Origin of the sequence: Uliginosibacterium silvisoli (genome assembly GCF_036017035.1) — a bacterium.
In the GTDB taxonomy this organism is placed as follows: Bacteria; Pseudomonadota; Gammaproteobacteria; order Burkholderiales; family Rhodocyclaceae; genus Viridibacterium; species Viridibacterium silvisoli.
The window spans coordinates 980,910-1,004,606 of record NZ_JAYXHS010000001.1 but is presented as its reverse complement, the minus strand read 5'-3'; the positions used below and the strand labels follow the sequence as shown (position 1 = coordinate 1,004,606).

Sequence of the window (23,697 nt, the reverse complement as noted above, 5' to 3'; positions counted from 1 at the left end):
AGCATGCAGCCAGACAGCAGCCATGTGAATTTCGTTGATGTGTTACGAGTGATTCTCTCTGATCATCGTGAAGGGCTCACTCCTCAACAGATTCGGGACATCATAAAAACCAGCTATCCGGCTTTTTACGGAACAGCGTCCCACGTTCGCAACGTAGAGAAAGGTCATTACACCGATCTGGACCATGCGCTTCTGGCGCAAATCTATGTGACTTCACGCAACGCTCCAGAGGTGTCCGTTGATAAGTCGGTTAAGCCGCAACGGCTGAGCATGTATTCCGATGCGCTGCCCGACGAAGAGAGCGATGAAGAAATCGGGACTGAAGATCTCGACAGGCTGGAGAAAGGGGTAGGGTTCTTGTATGTCCTGGGTACAAACTTGTTTGACCCGAATGGAAAAGAGATCGTAAAGATAGGTATCACGACCGGTGACGTGCAGGCCCGCATTACGCAGCTTTACACCACCGGAGTTCCCCTTCGCTTCCGCGTAATTGAAGTGTTCGAGACGAAGAACTACGCGGAGCTTGAACACGCGCTCCATAAATTGCTGGATCCGTACCGCATTAACAAGTCCCGAGAGTTCTTCACCAGTAGTTGTCTGAAGTATGTGAAGCCGATAGTGGAGATTCACATGGGTATTCAGTCGAGCCTCTGACTGGACCGGACACATCAGTGCAGGAGCAGTTCTTGACCCACAAGCATGACCCCCGCATCCCGGTCACGCTGCTGACCGGTTTTCTGGGCAGCGGCAAGACCAGCTTGCTGAAGACACTGCTCAGCGACCCGGCGATGGCGGGCAGTGCCGTGCTCATCAACGAGGTGGGCGAGGTGGGTCTCGATCATCTGCTGGTGCAGCAGGTCAGTGAAGAGATCACCCTGCTTGAGTCCGGCTGCCTGTGCTGCACGGTGCGTGGCGATCTGGCGCGCAGCCTGCGCGACCTGTTCATGCGCCGCCTGCAACGCGACATCAAGGCCCTCGACCGCGTGGTGATCGAGACCAGCGGCCTGGCCGATCCGGCGCCCATCATCCACACCTTGATGCGCGACTTCTTCCTTGCCGAGCGCTTCCGCCTGGAAGGCGTGGTGACGACGGTGGACGTCCGCAACGTGCATTGGCAACTCGGCCAGCATGACGAGGCGGTGAAGCAGGTGGCCATGGCCGACCGCATCGTGCTGACCAAGTGCGACCTCGCCGACAGCATGCAGATCGCCGAAGCGGAGGAACGCGTGGTGGCGCTCAACCCGGCGGCGCAATGCTGGCAGAGTGAGCCTGGCAAGCTGCCGACAGGCTTGCTGGAAGGCATGAGCCTCTACGACCCCGTGAGCAAGACAGCCGACGTGGGGCGCTGGCTGGGCGAGGTGGCGATCGACGAGCAGGAACGTCTGCGCGCGCGCGGTGGCGTTTTTGCACGTCCCGCCCTGCATGACGAAAGCGTGAGCACCTACCTGCTGCGTTTTGACGAGCCCTTTGCCTGGGCCGACTTTTCGCGCGCCATGGACACCCTGCAGTCCGTCGTCGGTGACCGCATCCTGCGTGTGAAGGGCCTGTTGGCCGTGCGTGGCGAAGACGTGCCGCGCGTCATCCATGCCGTGCAACACGAGCGCTACCCTGACAGCAGCCTGCCGGCGTGGCCCGATGACGATCACGATTCGCGACTGGTGTTCATCGTGCGCGACCTGCCGCGCAGCGTGCTCGACAAGGCTTTTGCGGCGTTCTGTGGCCCCTCCGATCCCTTGCCCGGCAGCCGTGACTGAGTGCGCACACCGTCCCGAAGCGAGTGCGATGCCGGTCGGGCCTTCGTCCGAGGCGGTGGGCATCAGGGTTGTGCAGCCAGGCGGTCACAAGAAATTGCAGAACGAATCCGGAAAGTGTCGGCCAAACCGCACATGAAATTTCTCTGGCGCACGACTCTCATCATTGCCAGCGCTTTCGCGCTGCTCGCGGCCTGTGCGCCGCTGCCCTGGGCCAATAGCCCGCAGGCTACTTCCAACACGCCGGTCTTCTCGCGCTACGCCGCGGCGTACGAAGTCATCGATCTGGACTGGTTCGACCAGTCGCGCCAGCGCGCCGTGCCGGTACGTCTGTACCTGCCGAAGGCGTCTGCAAAGAGTGAGCGTGTGCCATTGGTGCTGTTCTCGCATGGCATGGGCGGCTCGCGTAACGGCTACAGCTATCTGGCGGACGACTGGGCCAGCCACGGCATTGCCAGCCTGCATGTGCAGCACGTGGGCAGCGATCGCAGTGTGTGGCAAGGCAGTCGCATCGGCGTGCTGTGGCAGTTGCAGCAGGCCGCAGGTGCGGGCGAGGCGATGGCACGCGCGCAAGACATGCGCTTCGCGCTCGACCAGTTGCTGGCGTCGCCCCAGGCCTCTCGTATCGCCAGCGACAGGATTGCCGTGGCGGGTCATTCCTATGGCGCCAACACGGCGATGCTGGTGGCCGGCGCGCATGTGGTGCACAACGGCGACACGCTCGCGCTGAGCGATGCGCGCATCAAGGCGGCGATCCTCATTTCGTCGCCACCATTCTATGGTGAGGACGATTTCACGCCCATCCTGCAAACCATCCGCGTGCCCAGCCTGCACATCACCAGCACGGCCGACGTCATCGAGATTCCCGGCTACTATTCCGACGTCAGCGACCGCATCAAGATCTTCAACGCCATCGGTAGCCAGGACAAGACCCTCGCGGTGTTCAAGGGCGGCTCGCACAGCATGTTCACCGATCGCAGCAACACCGGCGGCGTGGCCCTCAACCCCCTCGTCAAACAGGCCACCAGCGAGCTTACACGCGCCTTCCTGCGGCAACAATTCGTCGATGCCAATGCCTGGCAGGGCGTGACGGGCTGGCAGCGCCAGCACGCCGACATACTCGATAGTTTCCAGGCACCGTCCTTGCTGCCATTGGCCGTAGCGACGCACTAGCCACGTCCGCGGAGTGTTCGCGGAGCGTGGATCCGTGCCACCATACATCCCCTTCCGATTCTGTCTGACGCGAACTGCACCATGACCCAGAACACCACAGCGCTGCGCATCCATACCTTTGCCGGTCTGCAGCCCGGCCCGAAACTGCTCGTGCTGGGCGCGGTGCATGGCAACGAGGTGTGTGGCGCGCGCGGCATCGAGCGCATCGTGGCCGAGTTCGACATCGGCGAGCTGACGCTCAAGTGCGGCCAGGTCACGTTCGTGCCGATCACCAATCCGCTGGCTTACCAGCTGCAGCAACGCATGGGCGACCGCAACCTCAACCGCAACCTGCGCCCGAACACGGAGCCGGTCGACTACGAAGACCGCATCGCCAATGTGTTGTGCCCCTTGCTGGCGAGCAATGACGTGCTGCTCGACCTGCACTCCTTCCACACGCCCGGCGAAGCGTTTGCCATGCTCGGCCCGCGCAATAACAGCGGCGATCTCGAGCCTTTCACGCACGCCAAGGAGGAGGAGGCGCTGGCCGTGCGCCTCGGCCCGCGCCGCATCGTCGAAGGCTGGCTCGATACCTATGCGCGCGGCGTCGCCAACCGCCTCGCCTATGCCTCCGCCGACATGCGTGCGCAGATGCTCAGCACCGACCCGAGCTACGGCGTCGGCACCACCGAGTACATGCGCAGCAAGGGCGGCTATGCCATCACGCTGGAATGCGGCCAGCATGCCGACCCCGCTGCACCGGAAGTGGCATACCAGGCCATCCGCAACACCCTGGCCTTGCTCGGCCTGATCGATGCACCGACGCCCGAGCCACATCCCGCACCAGAAGTGTTGCGCCTCGCCGAAGTTATCGACCGTCTGCATCCGGAAGATGCTTTCATCAAGCCCTGGAAGAGTTTCGACCCGATCAAGAAGGGCGAGCCGATCGGCAAGCGCCATGACGGCAGCATCGTCGGTGCGCCGGGCGATGGTTTCGTGGTGTTCCCGAACCCGAATTCGCTGCCGGGCAACGAGTGGTTCTACTTCGCTGAGCCGAGCGATCGCGCGGTGTAATTCCCCCAAAGGACGTCATCCCGGCGAAGGCCGGGATCCAGTACTGGACGTGCGATCTGGATCCCGGCTTTTGCCGGGATGACGAACATCTTTCGGAGATCGTGGACAGACGTTTAATGCAGCGGCGCCAGGCTGGCGCTGAGGCCGTTGAGGATCTTCATCCAGCCCGTGTGGGTGCGCTCGGCATACTCCTCCGGCACGCCGGCGTGGGTCAGGCTCAGCACGCAGCCGGTGCCTTGCGCTTCGATCTCGACGGCGACACGTGTCTTCAACGCGCTGTACTTCGGCACGGCGAAATCGAAGACCAGGCGATGCGGTCGCTCGATCACGATGTACTCGCCGACATGCTCCACGTCCTCGCCATTGCGGTGGTCCACGAAGCGGAAGGTGCCGCCTACGCGCGCGTCGATCTCGGCATTCAGCATCTGGCCCGTGTCAGTGGCGAACAGCCACTTGCCCGCCTGATCCGGGATCAGCCAAGCATTGAAGACGCGTTCTGCAGGCTGCCGCAGGGCATAGATCACCCGTACATCGGTCGGGTCGTTTGAAGTCGTCAGATCACTCATCTGTCCATCCTCATATCCATGCCTTGCAACGCGGGCCGCGTTGCCCGTGCCAGGGTTGTGCGCCAGATCCAGTAGATCAGCGGCAGCTGCATTGGCAGGCGCAGCCAGAGCAGCGTTTGCGCCACGGGCGAGGCGTGTGCCGCCTGTGCATTGAGCAACATCTGTACGTTGGCAGGAAATACCGCCAGCGACAATGCAATCAAACCCAGCCCCGCCAGGCGCTGCCAGCGCGCCTCGAGCACGCCCAGCCCACCGGCAATCTCGCAGGCGCCGCTGAGCCAGACCATGACCAGTGGCAGTGGAACCCACGGCGGCACGATGCGCGCATAGGCCTGCGGCCACAGGAAATGCAGGCTGCCGGCGACGACAAAGAACACGGCCAGAAGCTTTGCAGAGCCCGTGCTGGCGTATGGATACCTGAGCTGCCGCATGCCTGTCTCCCGTCCCGGTATGAGTCGGCCGCGGCCAGTCCGGTTCCCGCTGCCCTCTTGCCTGTTACGGGCGGAAGCGGCAGGTGGATTCAGTCCTCGCAGGCAGAAGCTATCGTGGCGGGAAGAACAGATAGGCCATGCATATGGCTGCGATGGCGCCGACGAGGTCGGCAATCAGGCTGCAGGTCAGGGTGTGGCGTGTCTTGCGGATGGCGACTGAGCCGAAATACACGGCGATGACGTAGAAGGTGGTGTCCGTCGCGCCCTGGAACAGGCAGGAGAGGCGTCCGGCGAAGCTGTCGGCGCCGAAGGTCTTCATCGTGTCGATCATCATGCCGCGCGCACCGCTGCCCGACAGCGGCTTCATCAAGGCGGTCGGCAAGGCCGGCACGATGTCGGCCGGCGCACCCAGCGCGATGAGCCCGGCGGCGAGACCCTGCATGAGGAAATCCATCGCACCGCTGGCGCGGAACACGGCGATACCGACGAGGATCGCGACGAGATAGGGCACCACCATGATGGCCGTGTTGAAGCCCTCGCGCGCGCCTTCGATGAAGCTCTCGAAGGCATTGATCTGCTTGCGCACCGCCATGCTCATGAAAGCCACGATGAGCCCGAGCAGCACCAGCCCGCTGATGAGCGCACTCGTCGCGCCAAGCTGTTCGGCGGAGAGGCGCATGAAGTACCAGAGTGTGCCGAGCACCGCGACCGTCAGGCCCACCAGCCAGGCCATGACGACAGGATTCCGCAGGCGGATGTTCTGGAAGAAACTCACCGACACCAGGCCAGCCATCGTGCTGAAGAAAGTCGCCAGCAGAATGGGGAGAAAAACGTCAGCCGGATTCGCCGCGCCGAGCTGCGCGCGGTAAGTCATGATGCCCACCGGCAACAGCGTCAGGCTGCTCGAATGCAGCACCACGAACAGCACCTGCGCGTCTGACGCAGCTTCCTTGTCGCCACCCGTGCGCGCCGCCTCCTGCTCGTTGAGCTCTTGCAACTCCTTCATTGCCTTGAGGCCCATCGGCGTCGCCGCATTGTCGAGCCCCAGCAGATTCGCGCTGATGTTCATCAGCATCGAGCCCGTCGCCGGGTGGCCCGAAGGAATGCCGGGAAAGAGTCGCCGGAACAGCGGATCGACGAGGCGCCCGAGCATCTGCACCGCACCGGCCTTCTCGCCGATCTTCATGATGCCCAGCCAGAAACACAGGATGCCCGTCAGCCCCAGCCCGATCTCGAAAGCCGTCTTCGACATCTCGAACGAGCCCTGCACGACCTTGTTGAAGATCGTCGCATCACCGAGCACCAGCCAGTGGAAAAGGCAGGCGACGAAGGCGCCGAAAAAGAAGAACAGCCAGATGAAGTTGAGGACCATGGGCGCAGTGTAAATGCGCTGCCCGGCTTTCGTGGTTTTTGTAGCCTGGATGCAGCGAAGCGGAATCCGGGGATGCGCACGGACCACAGGAAAGGCCCCGGATTTCGGCTGCGCCTGCATTCGGGCTACTTGCTGCGTGATTTAATCATGCAGCGCCCAGTGGAATTATTTGTTAGGCGGGAAGATTTGGCACGACATTCTTAAAGTCAGTAGTGTTGTAGAGGCCATACAAAGTCTTCGCTGGTGCCGTAATGACTAGGTCGAGCGCTCGCTGCAAATGGACGTTCGTGTGTTTGGCCTTCAAATTCGTTGCTAAATCACGGACTCGCTTATCTGGTGTGCTTCGTGAAAGAGGGCTGGCAAACTCGGGTTCAAAAAAAAGCTTGATGAATTCGACTGCATCCCCTTCGGTGAAATTATTTATGTAGTTTTGGTAATACGGAAGGCCCTGTTCATCAACTCCTTGCCGGTATCCATATCCGTTGCCGACATAGCAAATAGAAATTACCTTGACCCACATTGTCCGTGCCGCACGAGGAATTTTCCCCGTCGCTGGCAAGCTATCATTCAGTGCTTTCGCGTGAGGATACTCGTTGTAAAAATTGTTTGATCCAAAGTGCGCACGATAAAGGTTTTCAAGCTTCTCTATAAGTTCTCCGGCAAGGCTGTCTTCATCTTTATATGCGAGGCCGCCCACCACTTCCAAAAATTTCTGGCATGCGTCCTTCTTTGCGACTTCACCATTTTTCCTGAGCACTCCAAATCGGGCGCCAATTTCATATTTTCTGTCTTCGGTTGCTGCAATCCAGACGGACGGACTAATGCCTTCAATATTGTCTCTAGCGTGCTGAGCGGATTTATCATCCGTGTAGATGCCAAATAGCGTCCAAAGGAAGTCATCTATCCGCTCCTGCGGTTGTTTTGCCAAATCGGAGCAGATTACCGAAAAGTCATCACTAGGGATGGTTACCGTCCGGATGTTTTGGAGAAGTTGCTTAATGGAAATCAGAGAATGGTCAGGCTCTGCGGTGATGGCATGTTTAAGACATACCGTTAGCCATCCAAGCATTTCGTAGCCATCGATTTCATTGTCGTTCGGATGGGCTGCACTAGCATGATTGCGCATGTAATTCACATGCTCCAATCTTTGGTAGTTGACATCAGTTACTAACCCTATCCGGCGGCACCCTTCCAGTAAATCGTGTTCGCTGACTTGATCTATTTCTTCTGGCTTTGATAATGACTTGTAACGGGAGCTGATTTTCTCAGCGACCGAGTAAAAATATTGAATATCAAAACTAATGACTTGGCGACGAAGGGCCCTGACAGTTTCGTCCCAAAGATAATTCAATGCACCGTCAAATAGTCCGGCAGCAATCGCAATCGTGAAACGCGATAGATAGTGGGCCTTTCCACGATCGGCCCGCGGAAGAATTTCCAAAGCATCAGCGAGTTGTGCAATGACCTTTTTTCTTTCGGCAATTGGAGCAACAACATCACTTACCGGGAGCCCAACATTCACCAGATACCCCTCTAGCTGTGCATTGAGTTCACCGATTGGTGAAACGAGGTGACCTGCATCAACTACAACTATTTCCTTCTTTTCTGTCATTTCTTTATTCCCGGTGGTGACGGAGGTAAATCGTGAAGGCCAACCATAAATTTAACGGCAATATTGCTGGATAACATTCCAGCACGAATGCGGCGGAAGTAGCGTCCTTCGTGGATCAGCGACGACTGCCTGCGGTTTCTCGCTGCATTAAACAGGAATAAAATCAGCAGCCCGCCGATACGGCATAAGCATACGCCATATGCATCTGAAAGGCCGTCTTGGGAGGTTGGTCAAGCGTCCGCTCCTGGCCGGTCGAGCAGATGAAAGAGTGCCCGCTTGGCTGAGGCACGGGAAATGACCGAATTTCTCGCTACATGGAGGCGCGGCATCTCGTACGCCCAGCTCCCTTGCCGAGCCGCAAGGCTTGCCCGCCGGCTGCGAACTGCCTACCATCCTTGCCCTGCAAAGCATTTTTGCGGGCAGTTCGATCGCCGTCATGCTGCCTGCAATCTTTCACGGGCAGACTGACATGCCCGCACTTATCAGAATCCCTCTCCCGAGAACAAATACGCCATGACCAAACTTTTCATCGAAGACCTGCAACTTGCCGGCAAGCGTGCGTTGATCCGCGTCGACTTCAACGTGCCCGTCAAGAACGGCGTTGTGGAGAGCGACAAGCGCATCCGCGCTGCGCTGCCGACCATCAAGTACGCAATCGAGCAGGGCGCTTCGGTGGTGCTGATGTCGCACCTCGGTCGCCCGAACGGCGAGAAGATCGCCAAGTACACGCTGGCGCCGGTCGCCAAGCGCCTCGAAGAACTGCTCGGCCGCCCGGTGCAGTTCCTCAACGATTGCGTTGGTGCCGAAGTGGAAGCCGCCGTCGGCAAGCTCAAGGCCGGTGAGGTCGTGCTGCTGGAGAACGTGCGCTTCTACCTCGAGGAAGAAGGCAAGGCCAAGGACAAGGACGGCAATAGCGTGAAGGCGGACCCGGCCAAGGTGACGGAATTCCGTGCCGCGCTGTCGCGCCTGGGCGACGTGTTCATCAACGATGCTTTCGGTACCGCGCACCGCGCGCACTCCTCGGTGGTTGGCATCGACCTGCCGCGCGCGTCGGGCTACCTGCTCAAGAAGGAGCTGGACTTCCTCGGCGAGGCCGTCAACAAGCCGGTGCGCCCGCTCGTGGCCATCATCGGCGGCTCGAAAATCAGCGGCAAGATCGACGTCGTCGAAGCCCTGCTGCCGAAGGTCGACAAGCTGCTCATCGGCGGCGGTATGGCCTTCACCTTCTTCGCTGCCAAGGGTCTGGAAGTCGGCAAGTCGCTCTGTGAGCGCGACAAGATCGACCTCGCTCGCGCACTCATGGAAAAGGCCGGCGACAAGCTGGAACTGCCCACCGACACCATGGTGACCAAGAAGCTGGACTTCGATGCCCGCACGCTGGACGGCCTCGTGCAAGTGGCTGCCACGGCCATCCCGGCTGATCAGGAGGGCGTGGACATCGGCAGCGAGACGCGCGCCCGCTATGCCGAGATCGTGCGCAATGCCAAGACCGTGTTGTGGAACGGCCCGATGGGCGTGTTCGAGATCGATGCCAGCGCCGAAGGCACTTACGCCGTGGCGCACGCCCTGGTCGAAGCGACCGCCAAGGGTGCGATCACCATCGTCGGCGGCGGTGACTCGGTTGCGGCTGTCGAGAAGGCTGGCCTGGAAGACAAGGTCTCGCACGTTTCCACAGGTGGTGGCGCTTCGCTGGAGTTCCTCGAAGGCAAGGCACTGCCTGGCGTGGAAGCTCTGAGCGACAAGTAATCGCGCGCTAGTACGGCGACAAAAAAACGTCCCGTCTCGACGGGGCGTTTGCATTTGCGCAGTGAGTTCGTGCGCTGGCACAAGCTCAGCGCGGGCCTTTTGTAGGAGCGGGCCCTGCCCGCGACATCACGCGTTCGAACCAGCGCCAGGGCAACGATGAGCGCTGCGTGGTCGCGGGCAGGGCCCGCTCCTACATCGCGCGCTCTGTGCCTAGCGCCGCGAAACGAATGCATTCCCCTCGATGTAGAAGCGCAACAACTCGTGCGCCCAGTCGCCGGCGTAGTCCACGCCGATGCGTGGCCGTTTGATGATGCCGATGCGGTCCGCTGTCTCCGGCTCGGCGATGAAGAAATCATCGCTCGTGAGCTCATGCGCATCGCGTTCGCGTGTGATGCCCATGGCCTTGCACAGCAGGCCCGGCCCCTTCGTGTTGCCCGGCAGGTTCGCCACCGGTTCGAGCGCGCGGATCAGCACGGCTGCGCCGTTGCCCTCCGGTTCGGTGACGACGTTCATGCAGTGATGCATGCCGTAGATGAGATAGACATAAGCGCGACCGGGCGGGCCGTACATGACCTGCGTGCGTTTCGTGATGCCTTTCGAGGAATGTGCGGCGAGGTCGTGCGCGCCGAGATAGGCCTCGACCTCGACGATGCGGCCGATGCGTTCGACACTTTCCATGCGATGCACGAGCAACTTGCCGAGCAGGTCCTGCGCGACGGTGATGGTGTCGCGCACGTAGAAGTCGTGCGTGAGTTTCTTCATTGCTTGATGTTGTGTGTGGGGGCGCGCCTGAATGTCGATCTCCTTGAGGTCCGCGCCCGATCGGTGCACGGGGGCAGCCGCGGGAAGCGGCATGCCTGATGGCGTGCCCGCAGGGTCTGCGCTCAGCGCAATGGAGGTGGAACCGCAAAGCCGTCGGGAAGTTCCGTGATCACGAATTGCCAACGCATCTGGTCGGCGTAGGGCGCATCCAGCGAGAGCGAGTCGACGTAGCCTTTGAGTGCCCACAGCAATTGCGTGACGCTGGGACGCGAAGCGGGGGCGTCGCCACCGGGGAGCAGGCGCTCGAGACCTATCGCAAAAAGAACCCGCTTTATCTCGTTCCAGACGTTCGCCAGCTGCATGGTCGTCATGCCGACTACGGCCGCGCTCAAATAGGATGCAACGCGGCCAACGACCTGCGCGACGCTTGGTGAAAGCACTTCGACAGGCGTCGCGGCAATGTCGCCCCCTGCGCCGGCTGAGGCAAAGCACCACCAGCGCATGAACCAGTAGTGCTCGGCGTTGGCCAGTTCCGGCACGGTGCTCATGTCGCCCGAATCGCGATAGTGGCGGCAACACGCCATCGCAACCTCCAGGAACATCTGATGATCGGTGCTCCAGTATGGCAACGCAGCGGTGCGTGCCCATTCCACCCATTCTTCTGTCGATGCCATCTTCGTCTCCGTTTGCAGGGGGTCGGCCCAGGGACTTTCAATCTGGGCCGGACTTGATGGATTCACAACTGTACATACGGCCGTAACCGCTCCGCGCAGCTGGCGCAGCGGGTGGGTCTGTCCATGGCGCGAGCCGTCGCGTCATGTCGTGCCGTCGGGGGTCGGGACGAACGCCTGTGGATTGCCACCCCCGATCAGGTGGAGGCGGGCTCAGCACGGGAATGGCCATCGAACATGGCCGCGGCGGTGAGTACCGTGGTGGCGTGGATATCCACGATGTCATCGATCTCGTCCGCATAGCCGCCCGCCATCGCAATCGACAGTGGCACGCCTTCGCCCAGGCAACGCTGCATGACGATTTCATCGCGCTGGCGCAGACCTGCCTTGCTCACGCCAAGGCGGCCGAGGCGGTCGCCGCTGTAGGGGTCGGCGCCCGCGAGGTAGAGGATCAGCTCGGGCCGGCAGCGCGTGAACACCGTATCCAGCCCGCGCTGCAGGGCATCGAGGTAGGCCGTGTCGTCGCAGCCGTCGTCGAGTTCGATGTCGAGATCGCTTTGCTGTTTGTTGGCGGGGAAGTTCTTCGCGCCATGCATGCTGAAGGTGAAGATGCTGGCATCCGCGCCGAGGATCGCCGCCGTGCCGTCGCCCTGGTGTACGTCGCAGTCGATCACTGCGATCTGGCCGACGCCTTCTTCGGCCTGCATGGCGCGCGCGGCGACGGCCGAGTCGTTGAACACGCAGAAGCCGCTGCCGAAATCGTAGTGCGCGTGATGCGTGCCGCCGGCGAGGTTCGCCGCGCAACGATGTCCTCGCAAGGCGGCGCGCGCGGCCTCGATGGTGGCGCCGGAGGAGCGTCGTGAGCGCTCGACCATGGCCGGTGTCCAGGGAAATCCGATGCGTCGTACTTCAGCCGTGCTCAAGGCGCCTTCGCTGACGCGGCGGATGTAATCCGCGTCGTGCGCGCGGCCCAGCTGCACATCGCTGGCAGCCGGCGGCTCGCGGAAATCCGCCGCCGCGAAATGCCCGCTCGCCATCAGGCGTTCGCGCAGGCGCCGGTACTTGTCCATCGGGAAACGGTGCTCCGGCGGCAAGGGCAGGACGAAATGATCGGCATAGAACAGCAGCATGGGAAAACTCTTGGCAATCCGGATCGGGTTCTCAAGGGCGCGGGCCTGGGTGTGGTTTGTCCGCTTGCGTGAGAGGGGTTTGGTGCGAAGGCTCCGGCGGGAGTCTTGCGACTTTGCGCCAGCGCGCGAACGTTCGCGAGCGAACCGAGCCTGTCTTCGCAGGCCATCAGAGTCTGCAACACTTGCGCGCTATCGTATCAAGGCCGCAAGCTCCCGACTGTCTGCGCTCACTTCTTCATGACCATGCCCATAGCTGTTCCGCTTAGCGACGAAGACCTCGCCGACTACTTCACCCGCATTGCCTACAGTGGCGACGGCAAGCCGACACTGCAAACGCTGGCGACCTTGCATGCACTGCATCCGCAAGCCATTCCCTTCGAGAACCTCGACCCGCTCAGCGGGCGCGTGGTGAACCTCGCGCCCGACGCAGTGTTTGCCAAGCTGGCGCGCAACCGCCGCGGTGGCCATTGCTATGAACACAACGGCCTGCTCAAGCGCGTGCTCGAGAAACTCGGCTTCACGGTGAAAGGGCTGGTCGCGCGCGTGATGTGGTTTGCGCCGGAAGGCACGCTGACGCCACGTACGCACATGGTGCTGCGTGTCGATCTCGAAGGGGTCAGCTACCTTGTCGACGTGGGTTTTGGCGGGCTGGTGATGAGCGCGCCGCTGCGGCTGGATACGCAGGATGAACAGGCAACGCCGCACGAACGCTTCCGCCTGGTACGGACTGACGCAGACATCTGCGTGCAGGCCGGCCTCGGCCACGAATGGCGTGCGCTTTACCGCTTCGACCTGACCGAGCAGCTCGCCATCGACTACGAAGGCCCCAACTGGTTTGCCTGCACGCATCCCACTTCGCGCTTCGTGAACGACTTGCTCGTCGCGCGTGCGCCGGCTGGTGCGCGCTACACCCTGCTCAACAACCACCTGTCGCTACGTGATGCGGCGGGCAAGAAGAAGCAGGTATTGCATGACGCGGGCGAGTTACGCCGCGTGCTCGAAGAGGTGTTCGCGATCGCCGTCCCGCAGGACGAAGCGACGGATGCGGCGCTGGCGCGCGTCGTCTTGCGTGGCGGGCACATCTGACAAAACCAGCCCCCCGGCGTTACAGCCGGGTGCCGGTGCGATGAATGCTCAGGCTTGCGTCACGGCAGCCGTGCGCAGGCCGGCCGCTGCGCTGGCTTGCGCGCGTGGCGCAATCTGGTTGAGGACCAGACTCGCCAGCACCAGTACGGCACCCACCAGCTCCCACATGCCGAATGCCTGGCCGCGCAGCAGGCCGACGAAGAGGGCGGTGAGTGGCACCACGTTGATGAACAGCATGCCCTTCTGCGCACCGATGCCGCGAATGCCCTTGTTCCAGCACAGCACCGCGAGGAAGGCGGCGAGCAGGGTGATGTAGCTCAAGGCGGGCAGCATGGACGACATCACCTCTGCCGAGGGAATGCGCAGGCCGCCTGCTGCACCCACGATCAACCACAGTACGCCCAGCACCAGCACGCCGCCGGTGCTGGTCAGCGCCGTGTAGCGCAGCGGCGACCAGTCCGGGTAACGGGCAGCGCCGGTCGAATACAGCACCCAGCAGGTGCCGCCGGCAATCATCATCAGCGTGGGTATTACGGCGGCATGTTCGGCGAGTCGAGAGACATGGCCGTCGGTGACCAGCAAGACCACCCCGGCAATCGCCAGCGCCAGCGCGACGAAGCTGCGACCGGCGGGCCGCTTGCCGCTGCGTGCCCACAGGATCATGGCGGCGATCAAGGGCTGCAGCGCCATCACCACGGCCCCGTGTTCCGGCTTGGTCTGCGCGATGCCATAGAACATCAGCAGGTTGAAACCGGCGAAGCCCAGCCCGCCCAGCCCGATCAGCGGCCATACCGAGGTCTGCGGCCGCAGCGTGGCCAGGCCCTCCCGCCACACCAGCATGAGCAGGAAGACCGGCGCCGCGATGCCATAGCGCAGCAGCGTCATGGTCAGCGCGTCCATGTCGTGCAGGATCGATTTGGCGATGGGAAACATCGCGCCCCAGATGGCGGTGGCCAGCACCAGCGCCATGATTGCGCGCGTCGGCGGGGAGGTGTTGCTCGGTGCCGTCATGACGGTCCTTTCAATCAGGCCTCCGCGTTTTGGGCGAAAGCGCCAGAGGGGTGAAGCGGCCGCATCGGCTGGTGGCCAAGACGGGACACTGTGGGGAGTGCCTGCAGTCTAGGTCCGCACGACTTGCGAATAAAGCGTTAGAGTTGATCAGGATTGTTTCCTGAAACGAACAAATTGCCGGGAGCCGTAGTGGACCGTCTGATCAACATGGCCAGCTTTGCCGAGATCGTCGACGCGGGTGGCCTGTCTGCCGCCGCCGAGCGCCTGAACTGCTCGCGCGCTGTAGTCAGCAAGCGCCTCAGCGCGCTGGAGCAGGACTTCGGCGTCACCCTCCTGAACCGCACCACGCGCCGCCAGAGTCTTACCGAGGCGGGCCAGACGCTTTACGCGCACTGCCGCCGCATGCTCGATGAAATGCTCAGCGCGGAGACCCGCCTGCACGAATTCTCGGCCAGCCCGAGTGGCACCCTGCGTGTCTCGGCGCCGCATTCCTACGGCACGCGCGTCCTCAGCAAGCGCCTGCCGGAATTCCTGCAGCGCTATCCCGACATCCGCCTCGAGCTGCAACTGGCCGACCAGCTTGCCGATCTGGCCGGCACCGCTGTCGATATCGCCGTGCGTCTTACGGACAAGCCGGCACCGGGCCTCGTCGCGCGCAAGCTGGTCGGCGTGCCCTACGTCGTGTGTGCCTCACCCGACTACCTCAGGCGCCACGGCAAGCCGCAGCACCCGCACGAGCTGGTGCGGCACAACTGCCTCTACTATGTCGGCGGCATCATCCAGACGCCCTGGCATTTCGATGGGCCAGACGGGCACAGCGTGGTGGAAGTGCAGGGCTCGCTGACCGTGAACAGCGTGGAAGTCCTGCGCGACGCCGTTGTCGGCGGGCTCGGTATCGTCGCGATCTCGCGTTACCACCTGACCGACGAGATCGCGCGTGGCGACATCGTCGAGCTGCTGCAGGACTATCGCCTGCCCGAGCGCGCCATCTACCTCATGACCTTGCCCGACCGCCTGTTGCCGGCCAAGACGCGCGCCTTCATCGATTTCCTGTGGCAGCGTGGCGATCCGGCGCAGGCGTGAGTCCCGGCTTGCGCCGGGATGACAAGGGCGCTCAGATGAACTGGCCGCCCGACACCTCAATGCGTTGCGCATTGATCCAGCGGTTGTCGTCCGACAGCAGCGACGAGATTACTCCGCCGATGTCGTCAGGCAGGCCAACGCGGCCCAGTGCCGTGTTCGACGCAACGAAGCGGTTCAGCTCGGCGTTGTCACGCACCCTGCCACCGCCGAAATCCGTTTCTATTGCACCCGGCGCCACCACGTTCACCGCGATGCCACGTGCGCCCAGCTCCTTGGCCATGTAGGTCGTCAGCACTTCGACAGCACCCTTCATCGATGCGTAGGCGGCGTAACCCGGTAGTGCGAAGCGCGTCAGCCCTGTCGACACATTCACGATGCGGCCACCATTGGCCAGCAGCGGCAGCAGTTTCTGCGTGAGGAAGAACACGCCCTTGAAGTGGATGTTCACCAGCTCGTCGAACTGCGCCTCGCTCATCTCCGCCAGCGGGCCATAGATGCCGACGCCAGCGTTGTTGACCAGGAAATCGAAGCTGTCGCGTTGCCAGTACGTGCTCAGGGAGCGCTTCACGATCGACGCGAAATCCGCGAAGGATTTGCTGTCGGCCACATCCAGTTGCAGCGCCACGCCGCGGCCGCCCAGCGCGGCGATCTCTGCAACTACCGCGTCGGCTTCTGCCTGCTTGCTGCGGTAGGTGAGGATCACATCCACGCCCTTGCGTGCCAGTTGCAGCGCCGTGTTCTTGCCCAGCCCGCGGCTACCGCCGGTGACGATTGCGATCTTTCTTTCCGTGTTCGTGCTCATGTCCTGCTCCTTGTGGGTTCGGGGCTGGTCCGGTTGAGTCAGCCAGTGAGGGCAGTATATTGAGCGGATATTTGGCGATAAATTGGCTTGTTTTGATTAAACTGTTCGTGATTTTCGAACAGTTATCGACGGCCGGTTCGATGCAGAAGAGCGCTTGAGAATAGACGAGGCCCTCACCCGGCCTGACGGCCACCCTCTCCCATCGCATGGGAGAGGGGACTGCTACGAGCGGCCCGAGCGCCCACCTGTGCGCACCGGCGTCGTCTCCTCCAGCGTTTGCGGGAGAGGGTGGGCGCGACAGCGCCGGGTGAGGGTGCCTTGGGAAAAGTGGACGTCGCAAAGGAGCGGGCGAATGAACAAACTCGAAGCCATGCAGATCTATCTGCGCGTTGCCGAGCTGGCCAGCTTCACCCAGGCGGCCGACAGCCTTGGCCTGCCCAAGGCCAGTGTTTCCAGTGCCGTGCAGCAGCTTGAAGCGCAGCTTGGCACGCGACTCCTGCAGCGCACGACGCGCAAGGTGCAGATGACGCACGACGGCCAGGTCTTCTACGAACGCAGCCGCGACCTGCTGGCCGACATGGAAGAGTTGCAGGGCTTGTTCCAGGCCAATCCGGCGGCGCTCACTGGCCGGTTGCGCGTGGATATGTCCGACGGCATCGCACGCAATATCGTGGTGCCGCGCCTGCCTGAATTCCTCGATGCGCATCCCGGACTGGAGATAGAACTCTCCAGCACCGACCGCCGCGTCGACCTCATCCGCGAAGGCTTCGATTGCGTCTTGCGTGTCGGCGCGCTCAGCGACTCCAGCCTCATCGCGCGGCCGCTGGGTCACTACCGCCAGATCAACGTCGCCAGCCGCACCTACCTCGCCGAGCATGGCACGCCAGGCACGCTGGCCGATCTGGCGCAGCACAGGCTGATCCACTACGTCCCCTCGCTGGGCGCGAAGTCGGCCGGCTTCGAGTACGTCGATGACGACGGGGCACTGCGCTGCGTGCCCATGGCGGGCGCGCTGACCGTCAACAGCTCCGGGGCCTACACCGCGGGCTGCCTCGCCGGCCTCGGCATCATCCAGTCACCGGGGGTCGGCTTGCGTGAGCATCTTGCCAGTGGCGCCCTCGTTGAAGTGCTGCCCGGGTATCAAGCGCCTCCCCTGGCGGTCTCGCTGCTCTACGCCAATCGCAGGCACCTGCCGAAGCGCGTGCAGGCGTTCATGGCGTGGGTTGCCGAGGTGATGCGGCCGGCGCTGGGGTGACAGCGCCATCCGGCATGCGCGGAGGCGCTGCGGACCGAAGGCCATGACGACAGACACGCCCGCATGAATTGGGCATGATCTGTTCTCATCTTCAGCAGGAGTATTGCCATGGCCAGGATCGTCGGTATTGCGGGCAGCTTGCGCGCAGGTTCGTACAACGCCTCCTTGTTGCGCGCAGCGACGGGCTTGATGCCTGCGGGCAGCACGCTGGAAGTTGGCACCATACGCGGCATTCCGCTGTACGACGGTGACGTGGAAGCTGCCGAAGGCGTGCCGCCTGCCGTGGTGACGCTCCGCGACCAGATCGCCACCGCGGATGGCGTGCTGATCGTCAGCCCCGAGTACAACAACTCCATGCCCGGGGTGCTCAAGAATGCGATCGACTGGCTGTCGCGCCAGTCGGCGAATGGCGACCACACTTTCGGCAATCGCGCCTTCGCCGTCATCGGTGCATCGCCCGGCGGTTTCGGCACCATCCTCGCGCAGAACGCGTGGTTGCCGGTGCTGAGGACTCTCGGCACGCGCCAGTGGTTCGGCGGGCGCCTGATGGTGTCGCGCGCGGGTAGCGTCTTTAATGAAGCAGGCGAGTTGGTCGATGAAAAAATCGCCGCGCAACTGGCTAAATTCCTGGACGGTTTTGTAGCCTTTACAAAATCCTGACGATTGGCTGACAGCAAGGCTGGGCGCGCTTTACCGGCGGATGTCCCGCCTTGCAGAATGAATATGGTGCACCGCGCAATAAATAGGTGCGCAGCGCACCGGATGCGCTATGCTGTTTCGGCAGACCCAGTCCACCGCCTGGCAGACTAATGCTGCCGAATCCCGCCACTGGCTGTAGAAGGACCGAATGAATCCGGACTCCCCACGCGCTCTCGAGCCTCGGTCCCTGTCAGCGAGATTGCGGCCCTGGCTGTTCGTACTGCTGGCCGTCGTGGTCAGCATGGGGATCACGCTGGCCTTGCGGCCGATCTTCGGGCCGCGGGCTTTCATCATTGCCTTTCCCGCAGTCATCATCGTGGCCTTGTTCGTGGGCGTCACGCACGCCATGTTTACGGCCGTAGGCTGCGTACTGTGGGTGCTGGTTTCGCAGCTGTATCACCCGCCTCCTTTGCCGGCCGACGTGGCGGCGATTGCGTCGTTCCTTGCCCTGTCCTTCCTGCTGGCAACGCTGTGCGGCCTGGCGCGTACGCGCGCACGCCAGGCGGGGGCGCAGCAGGCCCTGCAGCCGCGCGGCGATGGGCATACCAGCTTGCCGCGTACGGCCCTGGTGAACTGGCTCACGGCTTCGATGTATGCCGCTGTGGTACTGCCGGCAACCTTCTTCGTGGGTGCGAGCTGGTACGCCTATGAACGTGCAACGGACCAGGCCAGCCTGGAAGTGGAACGCGCCAACCGCATGGCCGACCAGTTGCTGCAGAACTCGTTCAGGACCAATCTCGCCGCGCTCGACCGGCTGAAAGCGCTGGTCGGCACGACGCCGGACTTTGCGCTGAAGATGCGCGAGAAGGAATTGCATGAGCATCTCGTCGAGCTGGCCGCAGGCCGGGCCGACACGCAGGCAATCTGGATCTGGGGGGCAAACGGGCGCGCCGTAGCGACCAATCGTTTCTACCCGGTACCGCAGGACACGGTGATTACCGACCGCGAATATTTCCGCGTGCACCAGCGCGGCGAGATCGGCCTGTACATCAGCGACATCCTGTTCGGGCGCATTTCGAACGAGCACTTCTTCAATATCAGTGCGCGCCGGAATTATGCGGATGGCACTTTCGGCGGCATCGTGTCGGTGTCGATGTATCCATCTTTCTTCGCCAACACCTACGCCACCATGGCGCGCGACATGAAGGACCTGACCATCACGCTGGCGCGCGAGGATGGCAAGATCCTGGCGCGCTGGCCGAGCTCGTCGCCCCTCGAGGGCAAGGCTGCCGTGATGAGCAATGAGGCGATGCAGGCGATCGCCGGCAAGGCGGCGACGGGCATGTTTTCGCATATCTCGCCGGTCGACGGCGAGAAGCGGCTCGTCTCGTTCCGCAAGGTCGGGCCATGGCCCTTGTATGTCTACGCGGGTCTGAGCTATCGCGAAATCCTCACCGACTGGTATCGCGACGTGCTGGTGCTGGCGGGCTTCACGCTGACGACGGCGATCGGCCTGATCTATGTGTCCTGGGTGGCGCTGCGCCTGACGCGCCGAGAACAGCTCGCGCAAGTCGAACTGCAGTCCGAGAATGCGCGTCGCCTGCAGGCCGAGGATGCCTTGCTGCAGGCGCAGAAGCTCGAAGCGCTCGGCCAGATCACCGGCGGCGTGGCGCATGACGTCAATAACCTGCTGATGGTGATCGGTACCAATACGCACGTGCATCGCATGATGCAGCCGCACCTGCCCGCCGATAACGCACAGCTGGCGGCCATCGACCGCTCGGTTGCGGCCGGCGCCAAGCTGACGCGCCAGCTGCTGTCGTTCTCGCGCAAGCAGACGGTGGCCCCCGAGGTGATCCACCTGCAGACGCAGTTGCTCGGCCTGCTGGATCTGGTGCGTACCTCGTTGGGCGGCGGGATCGAGCTCACGATGGATGTCGCCGCGGACACGCGTCTGGTGGTGCTCGATCTCGTCGAGCTGGAGCTGGCGCTGATCAATCTCGCGCTCAACGCGAGAGACGCGATGCAGCAAGGCGAAGTGCGCATCACGGCCTGCAATGGCAGGGTCGGCGACATTCCGGCAGCACCGACACAGGAATGCGTCGTGGTGCGCTTCAGCGACAAGGGCGCCGGTGTCTCGCCGGACAATATCGAGCGCCTGTTCGAACCCTTCTTCACCACCAAGCCGCCGGGCAAAGGCACCGGCTTGGGCCTCAGCCAGGTGTATGGCTTCTGCGTGCAGGCCGGCGGCACGGCGCGCATCGAAAGCACCCTGGGCGAGGGCACCTGCGTGTCCATGTATTTCCCGGTGGCGTTGGAAGCAGGCCACACGCCCAAGCCCGTCCAGCCCCTGGCCGTGCCGCGCAAGCTGAGCGGCCATGTGCTGCTCGTCGAAGACAATGAAGAAGTCGGCACCAGTACCATGGCCCTGCTCAAGAGCCTTGGCCTCACGGCCTATCGGGTGGCCAGCGCCGACGAGGCGAAGAACCTGCTCCACGAAGCGCCCGTCGGCCATTTCGATGCGGTGCTGAGCGACATCTTCATGCCCGGCACGCTCGATGGCATCGACCTCGCATTGCGCTTGCAACGCGATGCGCCGGATCTGCCCGTCATACTCATGACGGGATACGCTGCCGAGGAACACAAGGCGGTTGCAGCAGGGCTTCGCGTGCTGTCGAAACCCTTCTCGCCAGACCTGCTGGCAGATGCGCTGGGCCGGGTTCTGACAAAGCTCGCCACTGCAGCGAAGAGCTGACCTGCCTGCGGGCGCCTCAGGTCCGCGGTGCGCTGCCCGTGCCTGCTTGCCAGGCCTGCAATTGCGCGCGCCAGCCTTCGTGCAGGTTTTCCAGCTCCTGTTTCATCCAGTCGATGAAGACGCGCGTGCGTACCGGCAGCAGGCGCGATTGCGGGTAGAGGATGTGGATAGGGCGCTGCGCGGGCTCGTACTTTTCCAGCACGATCTGCAGCTCGCCACTGAGCACCCAGGGCGCGACCTGGTATGAGATGAACATACCCGGGCCGAGCCCGGCGCGACACGCCTGGGCCACCGGTGCCGCCTGGTTGAAGCTGAGCGAGCCCTGCACCGGTACGTTGAAGGTCTTGCCGTTCTCCTCGAAGCTCCACCACGGCGCACTGCTGCCCGAGAAGCGCAGGCAGTTGTGTTGCAACAGGTCGCGCGGGTGCTGTGGCGTACCGCAACGCGCGAGATAGTCCGGCGTGGCGACGACGATGCGCCGCAGGCTGCCGACGCGCTGTGCGACGAGCGAAGAATCCGCCAGCGCGCCGATGCGGATACCCACGTCGATGCCTTCCTCCACGAGATTCACCACGCGGTCGAGCAGTTGCACGTCCACGCTGATCCGGGGGTAACGCTGCACGAAGCGCGTGATCGCATCGCACACGTGCAACTGGCCGAACAGTACCGGCGCCGTGACACGCAGCAGACCCTGCGGCTCGGCCTGCTCGGCGCCCAGTTCCGCGTCGGCTTCGGCCACTGCGGCGAGTACCTGCCGGCAGCGCTCGAGGTAACGACGACCTTCTTCAGTCAGCGCGATGCGTCGCGTGGTGCGGTTGAACAGGCGCGTGCCGAGTTCGGTCTCCAGCGCCGCCAGCGTGCGCACAACTGCGGGCAAAGAGGCGCCGAGGGTCTGTGCCGCACCGGTCAGGCTGCCTGCATCGGCAATGCTGGCGAAGGTCTGCATGGCTTTGAGCTTGTCCATGCGCTGCAGATTACTCCGCAAAGTGGAGTAGTCAAATCAAGATTCCGCCATTTATTGCGGCTGGCGCTTGGCGGACAATCATTCCACTGCATTCACCCACTCACCCACCGACGCAACCGACCGAGGCCCTGCCATGTCACTGCCATCCGCCCCCATCCGTCTTCATCGCTTTGCCCGGTCCGGCCATTGCCATCGTGTCGAGCTGTTCCTGTCGCTGCTCGGCCTGCCGTACGAGGCCATCGATGTCGACCTGCCCGGCAAGGCGCAGAAGACCTCGGCCTTCCTCGCCATGAATCCTTTCGGTCAGGTGCCGGTCATCGAAGACGGCGCGCTGGCGCTGGCCGACTCCAATGCCATCCTCGTCTATCTCGCGGCGCAATACGGTGGCGCGCGCTGGCAGCCGCAGTCGCCGGTCGCGGCGGCCGAGCAGCAGCGCTGGCTGTCTGTGGCGGCGGGCCTGCTGGCCTTTGGCCCGGCGGCGGCACGCGCCAACCTCCTGTTCGGAGCGCCCAACGATCTGGCGGCCGTGCAAGCGCGTGCAAAAGCGCTGTTTGCCGTCATGGAAGCGCATCTCGCGCAGCAAGCCTTCCTCACCGGCGACGCGGTCGGCCTCGCAGACGTGGCCAACTACGCCTACGTCGCACGCGCGCCGGAAGGCGGGCTGCCGCTCGCCGATTACCCGCACATCCGCGCCTGGCTGGCACGTATCGAAGCCTTGCCCGGCTTCGTGCCGATGCCGGTCAGCGCGCAGTCCTGAGGGGCGTCGCCAAGGGTGCAGGTGAATTTGCGAAAGGAGTCTCCATCATGAACGCAGCCGATCAGGCACAGGGCGCCTTCCACGCCGGTGAGCGCGCCATGCAGGCCAGTGTGGGCCTTGCCGAGCGCATGGCGCTGGTGGGTGCGCAGGCGATCCGCGACTACATGCCGCAGCAGCATCGCGACTTCTTTCCGCTGCTGCCCTTCCTCATCGTCGGCTCGGTCGATGCCAGCGCGCAACCCAGCGCATCCGTGCTTGCCGCGCCGGCTGGTTTCGTCAGCTCGCCCGATGAGCGCAGCCTGCGCATAGAGGCGCCCATCGACCACGACGATCCGCTCGCTGCCAACCTGCACCTTGGCGCATCGCTCGGCGTGCTCGGGCTGGAGCCGCACACGCGCCGCCGCAACCGCGCCAATGGCCGCGTCAGCGCGCGCGACGAAGATGGCTTCACGCTGGCTGTGCAGCAAAGCTTCGGCAATTGCCCGAAGTACATCCAGGCGCGTGAGCCGGTCTTCGCGCCGCAGGGGGCTGTGGCGGGTGGTGTGCGCATCAGCGCCGGGCTGGACGAGCAGGCGCGCGCGCTGATCGGTCGCGCCGACACCTTCTTCATCGCCAGCGCACATACGCGTTCGGCATCTGACGATGCGGCGCGTGCGCAAGGCGTCGACGTCTCGCATCGTGGCGGCAAGCCGGGCTTCGTACGCGTCGAGGGCAACACGCTGACGGTGCCGGATTTCCGCGGCAACTTCTTCTTCAACACGCTCGGCAATCTGCTCGAGCACCCGCAGGCGGGCCTGCTGTTCATCGACTTCGCAACGGGCGACCTGCTGCAGCTCGCGGCAGCGGCAGAGATCATCACCGAGGGTGCCGAGCTGGCAGGTTTCGTCGGTGCCGAGCGTCTGCTGCGGCTGCGAGTGGGTGAAGCTCGTTTTCGCCCCGCAGCCCTGCCGCTGCGCTGGGGCGAGGCAGAAATCTCACCGGTGCTGGCCGGTGTGGGAGCGTGGCCGCAATCCACCTGATTGCGCGGGCAACTGCGGCGCAGGTTCGGCGGCAAGGCGGAAGCGCGGTATGCTTGCGG

The 23,697-nt window shown here is 63.1% G+C and carries 22 protein-coding genes; 12 read left to right on the top strand and 10 right to left on the bottom strand.

The window, feature by feature from the left end:
* Positions 1-3 precede the first annotated feature (3 nt).
* The 4 genes from VVD49_RS04595 to VVD49_RS04580 all read left to right on the top strand — a co-directional run bounded on the left by VVD49_RS04595 (position 4) and on the right by VVD49_RS04580 (position 3,977).
* A complete protein-coding gene (locus VVD49_RS04595) occupies positions 4-654 on the top strand; it encodes a GIY-YIG nuclease family protein (RefSeq protein WP_327597953.1) in 651 nt (216 codons plus the stop codon).
* Between the two features lie 32 nt (positions 655-686).
* Positions 687-1,754: a CobW family GTP-binding protein gene (locus tag VVD49_RS04590; protein ID WP_327597952.1), complete on the top strand. Its 1,068-nt coding sequence runs from the start codon at positions 687-689 to the stop codon at positions 1,752-1,754.
* Positions 1,755-1,886: 132 nt separating this feature from the next.
* Positions 1,887-2,924, top strand: coding sequence for an alpha/beta hydrolase family protein (locus tag VVD49_RS04585; protein WP_327597951.1), 1,038 nt, complete (start codon positions 1,887-1,889; stop codon positions 2,922-2,924).
* Positions 2,925-3,005: 81 nt separating this feature from the next.
* Positions 3,006-3,977, top strand: coding sequence for a M14 family metallopeptidase (locus VVD49_RS04580; RefSeq protein WP_327597950.1), 972 nt, complete (start codon positions 3,006-3,008; stop codon positions 3,975-3,977).
* A 113-nt stretch (positions 3,978-4,090) separates the two neighbouring features.
* Here the strand turns inward: VVD49_RS04580 and VVD49_RS04575 are convergent, their stop codons facing one another.
* From VVD49_RS04575 to VVD49_RS04560, 4 genes are all read right to left on the bottom strand, one after another.
* Positions 4,091-4,543, bottom strand: coding sequence for an SRPBCC family protein (locus tag VVD49_RS04575; RefSeq protein WP_327597949.1), 453 nt, complete (start codon positions 4,541-4,543; stop codon positions 4,091-4,093).
* Positions 4,540-4,974, bottom strand: a complete 435-nt coding sequence (locus tag VVD49_RS04570; protein WP_327597948.1) for a DoxX family protein — start codon at positions 4,972-4,974, stop codon at positions 4,540-4,542. The genes VVD49_RS04575 and VVD49_RS04570 overlap by 4 nt, the downstream gene beginning before the upstream one ends.
* A 109-nt stretch (positions 4,975-5,083) precedes the next feature.
* Positions 5,084-6,346 (bottom strand): nucleoside recognition domain-containing protein, encoded by a 1,263-nt coding sequence (locus VVD49_RS04565; protein WP_327597947.1) that lies wholly within the window; start codon positions 6,344-6,346, stop codon positions 5,084-5,086.
* 172 nt (positions 6,347-6,518) lie between these two features.
* Positions 6,519-7,958: a hypothetical protein gene (locus tag VVD49_RS04560; protein WP_327597946.1), complete on the bottom strand. Its 1,440-nt coding sequence runs from the start codon at positions 7,956-7,958 to the stop codon at positions 6,519-6,521.
* A gap of 513 nt (positions 7,959-8,471) precedes the next feature.
* Here VVD49_RS04560 and VVD49_RS04555 point away from each other — a divergent pair.
* On the top strand, positions 8,472-9,704 hold the full coding sequence (locus VVD49_RS04555) for a phosphoglycerate kinase (protein WP_327597945.1): 1,233 nt from the start codon (positions 8,472-8,474) through the stop codon (positions 9,702-9,704).
* Between the two features lie 210 nt (positions 9,705-9,914).
* On the opposite strand, the gene VVD49_RS04550 is transcribed toward VVD49_RS04555, so the two are convergent.
* The 3 genes from VVD49_RS04550 to VVD49_RS04540 form a co-directional block, all read right to left on the bottom strand.
* Positions 9,915-10,466, bottom strand: coding sequence for a DNA-3-methyladenine glycosylase (locus VVD49_RS04550; RefSeq protein ID WP_327597944.1), 552 nt, complete (start codon positions 10,464-10,466; stop codon positions 9,915-9,917).
* 122 nt (positions 10,467-10,588) lie between these two features.
* Positions 10,589-11,140 (bottom strand): hypothetical protein, encoded by a 552-nt coding sequence (locus tag VVD49_RS04545; protein WP_327597943.1) that lies wholly within the window; start codon positions 11,138-11,140, stop codon positions 10,589-10,591.
* A gap of 194 nt (positions 11,141-11,334) precedes the next feature.
* Positions 11,335-12,267: a histone deacetylase family protein gene (locus tag VVD49_RS04540; protein ID WP_327597942.1), complete on the bottom strand. Its 933-nt coding sequence runs from the start codon at positions 12,265-12,267 to the stop codon at positions 11,335-11,337.
* A gap of 237 nt (positions 12,268-12,504) precedes the next feature.
* Here VVD49_RS04540 and VVD49_RS04535 point away from each other — a divergent pair, with 237 nt between their 5' ends.
* A complete protein-coding gene (locus tag VVD49_RS04535) occupies positions 12,505-13,353 on the top strand; it encodes an arylamine N-acetyltransferase family protein (protein ID WP_327597941.1) in 849 nt (282 codons plus the stop codon).
* Positions 13,354-13,401: 48 nt separating this feature from the next.
* On the opposite strand, the gene VVD49_RS04530 is transcribed toward VVD49_RS04535, so the two are convergent.
* Positions 13,402-14,364, bottom strand: coding sequence for a DMT family transporter (locus tag VVD49_RS04530; RefSeq protein WP_327597940.1), 963 nt, complete (start codon positions 14,362-14,364; stop codon positions 13,402-13,404).
* Between the two features lie 189 nt (positions 14,365-14,553).
* Between VVD49_RS04530 and VVD49_RS04525 the strand changes: the two genes are divergently transcribed.
* A complete protein-coding gene (locus VVD49_RS04525; RefSeq protein WP_327597939.1) occupies positions 14,554-15,447 on the top strand; it encodes a LysR family transcriptional regulator in 894 nt (297 codons plus the stop codon).
* Positions 15,448-15,478: 31 nt separating this feature from the next.
* Here the strand turns inward: VVD49_RS04525 and VVD49_RS04520 are convergent, their stop codons facing one another.
* A complete protein-coding gene (locus VVD49_RS04520) occupies positions 15,479-16,249 on the bottom strand; it encodes an SDR family NAD(P)-dependent oxidoreductase (protein ID WP_327597938.1) in 771 nt (256 codons plus the stop codon).
* Between the two features lie 352 nt (positions 16,250-16,601).
* On the opposite strand from VVD49_RS04520, the gene VVD49_RS04515 reads away from it, so the two are divergent.
* From VVD49_RS04515 to VVD49_RS04505, 3 genes are all read left to right on the top strand, one after another.
* Positions 16,602-17,504, top strand: a complete 903-nt coding sequence (locus VVD49_RS04515; RefSeq protein WP_327597937.1) for a LysR family transcriptional regulator — start codon at positions 16,602-16,604, stop codon at positions 17,502-17,504.
* Positions 17,505-17,612: 108 nt separating this feature from the next.
* Positions 17,613-18,164 (top strand): NADPH-dependent FMN reductase, encoded by a 552-nt coding sequence (locus VVD49_RS04510; protein WP_327597936.1) that lies wholly within the window; start codon positions 17,613-17,615, stop codon positions 18,162-18,164.
* 187 nt (positions 18,165-18,351) lie between these two features.
* Complete coding sequence (locus tag VVD49_RS04505) at positions 18,352-20,898, top strand: ATP-binding protein (RefSeq protein ID WP_327597935.1); 2,547 nt, start codon at positions 18,352-18,354, stop codon at positions 20,896-20,898.
* A gap of 16 nt (positions 20,899-20,914) precedes the next feature.
* Here VVD49_RS04505 and VVD49_RS04500 read toward each other — a convergent pair whose 3' ends face one another.
* Positions 20,915-21,862 carry a LysR family transcriptional regulator gene (locus tag VVD49_RS04500; RefSeq protein WP_327597934.1) on the bottom strand — a complete coding sequence of 316 codons (948 nt, stop codon included), beginning with the start codon at positions 21,860-21,862 and terminating at the stop codon, positions 20,915-20,917.
* Between the two features lie 133 nt (positions 21,863-21,995).
* On the opposite strand from VVD49_RS04500, the gene VVD49_RS04495 reads away from it, so the two are divergent.
* Both VVD49_RS04495 and VVD49_RS04490 read left to right on the top strand, forming a co-directional pair.
* Complete coding sequence (locus tag VVD49_RS04495; RefSeq protein WP_327597933.1) at positions 21,996-22,619, top strand: glutathione S-transferase family protein; 624 nt, start codon at positions 21,996-21,998, stop codon at positions 22,617-22,619.
* Between the two features lie 47 nt (positions 22,620-22,666).
* Entirely contained in the window at positions 22,667-23,638 is a 972-nt protein-coding gene (locus tag VVD49_RS04490; RefSeq protein ID WP_327597932.1) for a pyridoxamine 5'-phosphate oxidase family protein, read from the top strand.
* Positions 23,639-23,697: the final 59 nt, after the last annotated feature.

Bases quoted from the DNA above. Each gene is read 5' to 3' on its own strand.
- VVD49_RS04595 (WP_327597953.1), top strand. From the start codon at position 4: ATGCAGCCAGACAGCAGCCATGTGAATTTCGTTGATGTGTTACGAGTG.
- VVD49_RS04585 (WP_327597951.1), top strand. From the start codon at position 1,887: ATGAAATTTCTCTGGCGCACGACTCTCATCATTGCCAGCGCTTTCGCG.
- VVD49_RS04580 (WP_327597950.1), top strand. From the start codon at position 3,006: ATGACCCAGAACACCACAGCGCTGCGCATCCATACCTTTGCCGGTCTG.
- VVD49_RS04575 (WP_327597949.1), bottom strand. From the start codon at position 4,543: ATGAGTGATCTGACGACTTCAAACGACCCGACCGATGTACGGGTGATC.
- VVD49_RS04570 (WP_327597948.1), bottom strand. From the start codon at position 4,974: ATGCGGCAGCTCAGGTATCCATACGCCAGCACGGGCTCTGCAAAGCTT.
- VVD49_RS04565 (WP_327597947.1), bottom strand. From the start codon at position 6,346: ATGGTCCTCAACTTCATCTGGCTGTTCTTCTTTTTCGGCGCCTTCGTC.
- VVD49_RS04560 (WP_327597946.1), bottom strand. From the start codon at position 7,958: ATGACAGAAAAGAAGGAAATAGTTGTAGTTGATGCAGGTCACCTCGTT.
- VVD49_RS04555 (WP_327597945.1), top strand. From the start codon at position 8,472: ATGACCAAACTTTTCATCGAAGACCTGCAACTTGCCGGCAAGCGTGCG.
- VVD49_RS04550 (WP_327597944.1), bottom strand. From the start codon at position 10,466: ATGAAGAAACTCACGCACGACTTCTACGTGCGCGACACCATCACCGTC.
- VVD49_RS04545 (WP_327597943.1), bottom strand. From the start codon at position 11,140: ATGGCATCGACAGAAGAATGGGTGGAATGGGCACGCACCGCTGCGTTG.
- VVD49_RS04540 (WP_327597942.1), bottom strand. From the start codon at position 12,267: ATGCTGCTGTTCTATGCCGATCATTTCGTCCTGCCCTTGCCGCCGGAG.
- VVD49_RS04535 (WP_327597941.1), top strand. From the start codon at position 12,505: ATGACCATGCCCATAGCTGTTCCGCTTAGCGACGAAGACCTCGCCGAC.
- VVD49_RS04530 (WP_327597940.1), bottom strand. From the start codon at position 14,364: ATGACGGCACCGAGCAACACCTCCCCGCCGACGCGCGCAATCATGGCG.
- VVD49_RS04520 (WP_327597938.1), bottom strand. From the start codon at position 16,249: ATGAGCACGAACACGGAAAGAAAGATCGCAATCGTCACCGGCGGTAGC.
- VVD49_RS04515 (WP_327597937.1), top strand. From the start codon at position 16,602: ATGAACAAACTCGAAGCCATGCAGATCTATCTGCGCGTTGCCGAGCTG.
- VVD49_RS04510 (WP_327597936.1), top strand. From the start codon at position 17,613: ATGGCCAGGATCGTCGGTATTGCGGGCAGCTTGCGCGCAGGTTCGTAC.
- VVD49_RS04505 (WP_327597935.1), top strand. From the start codon at position 18,352: ATGAATCCGGACTCCCCACGCGCTCTCGAGCCTCGGTCCCTGTCAGCG.
- VVD49_RS04500 (WP_327597934.1), bottom strand. From the start codon at position 21,862: ATGGACAAGCTCAAAGCCATGCAGACCTTCGCCAGCATTGCCGATGCA.
- VVD49_RS04495 (WP_327597933.1), top strand. From the start codon at position 21,996: ATGTCACTGCCATCCGCCCCCATCCGTCTTCATCGCTTTGCCCGGTCC.
- VVD49_RS04490 (WP_327597932.1), top strand. From the start codon at position 22,667: ATGAACGCAGCCGATCAGGCACAGGGCGCCTTCCACGCCGGTGAGCGC.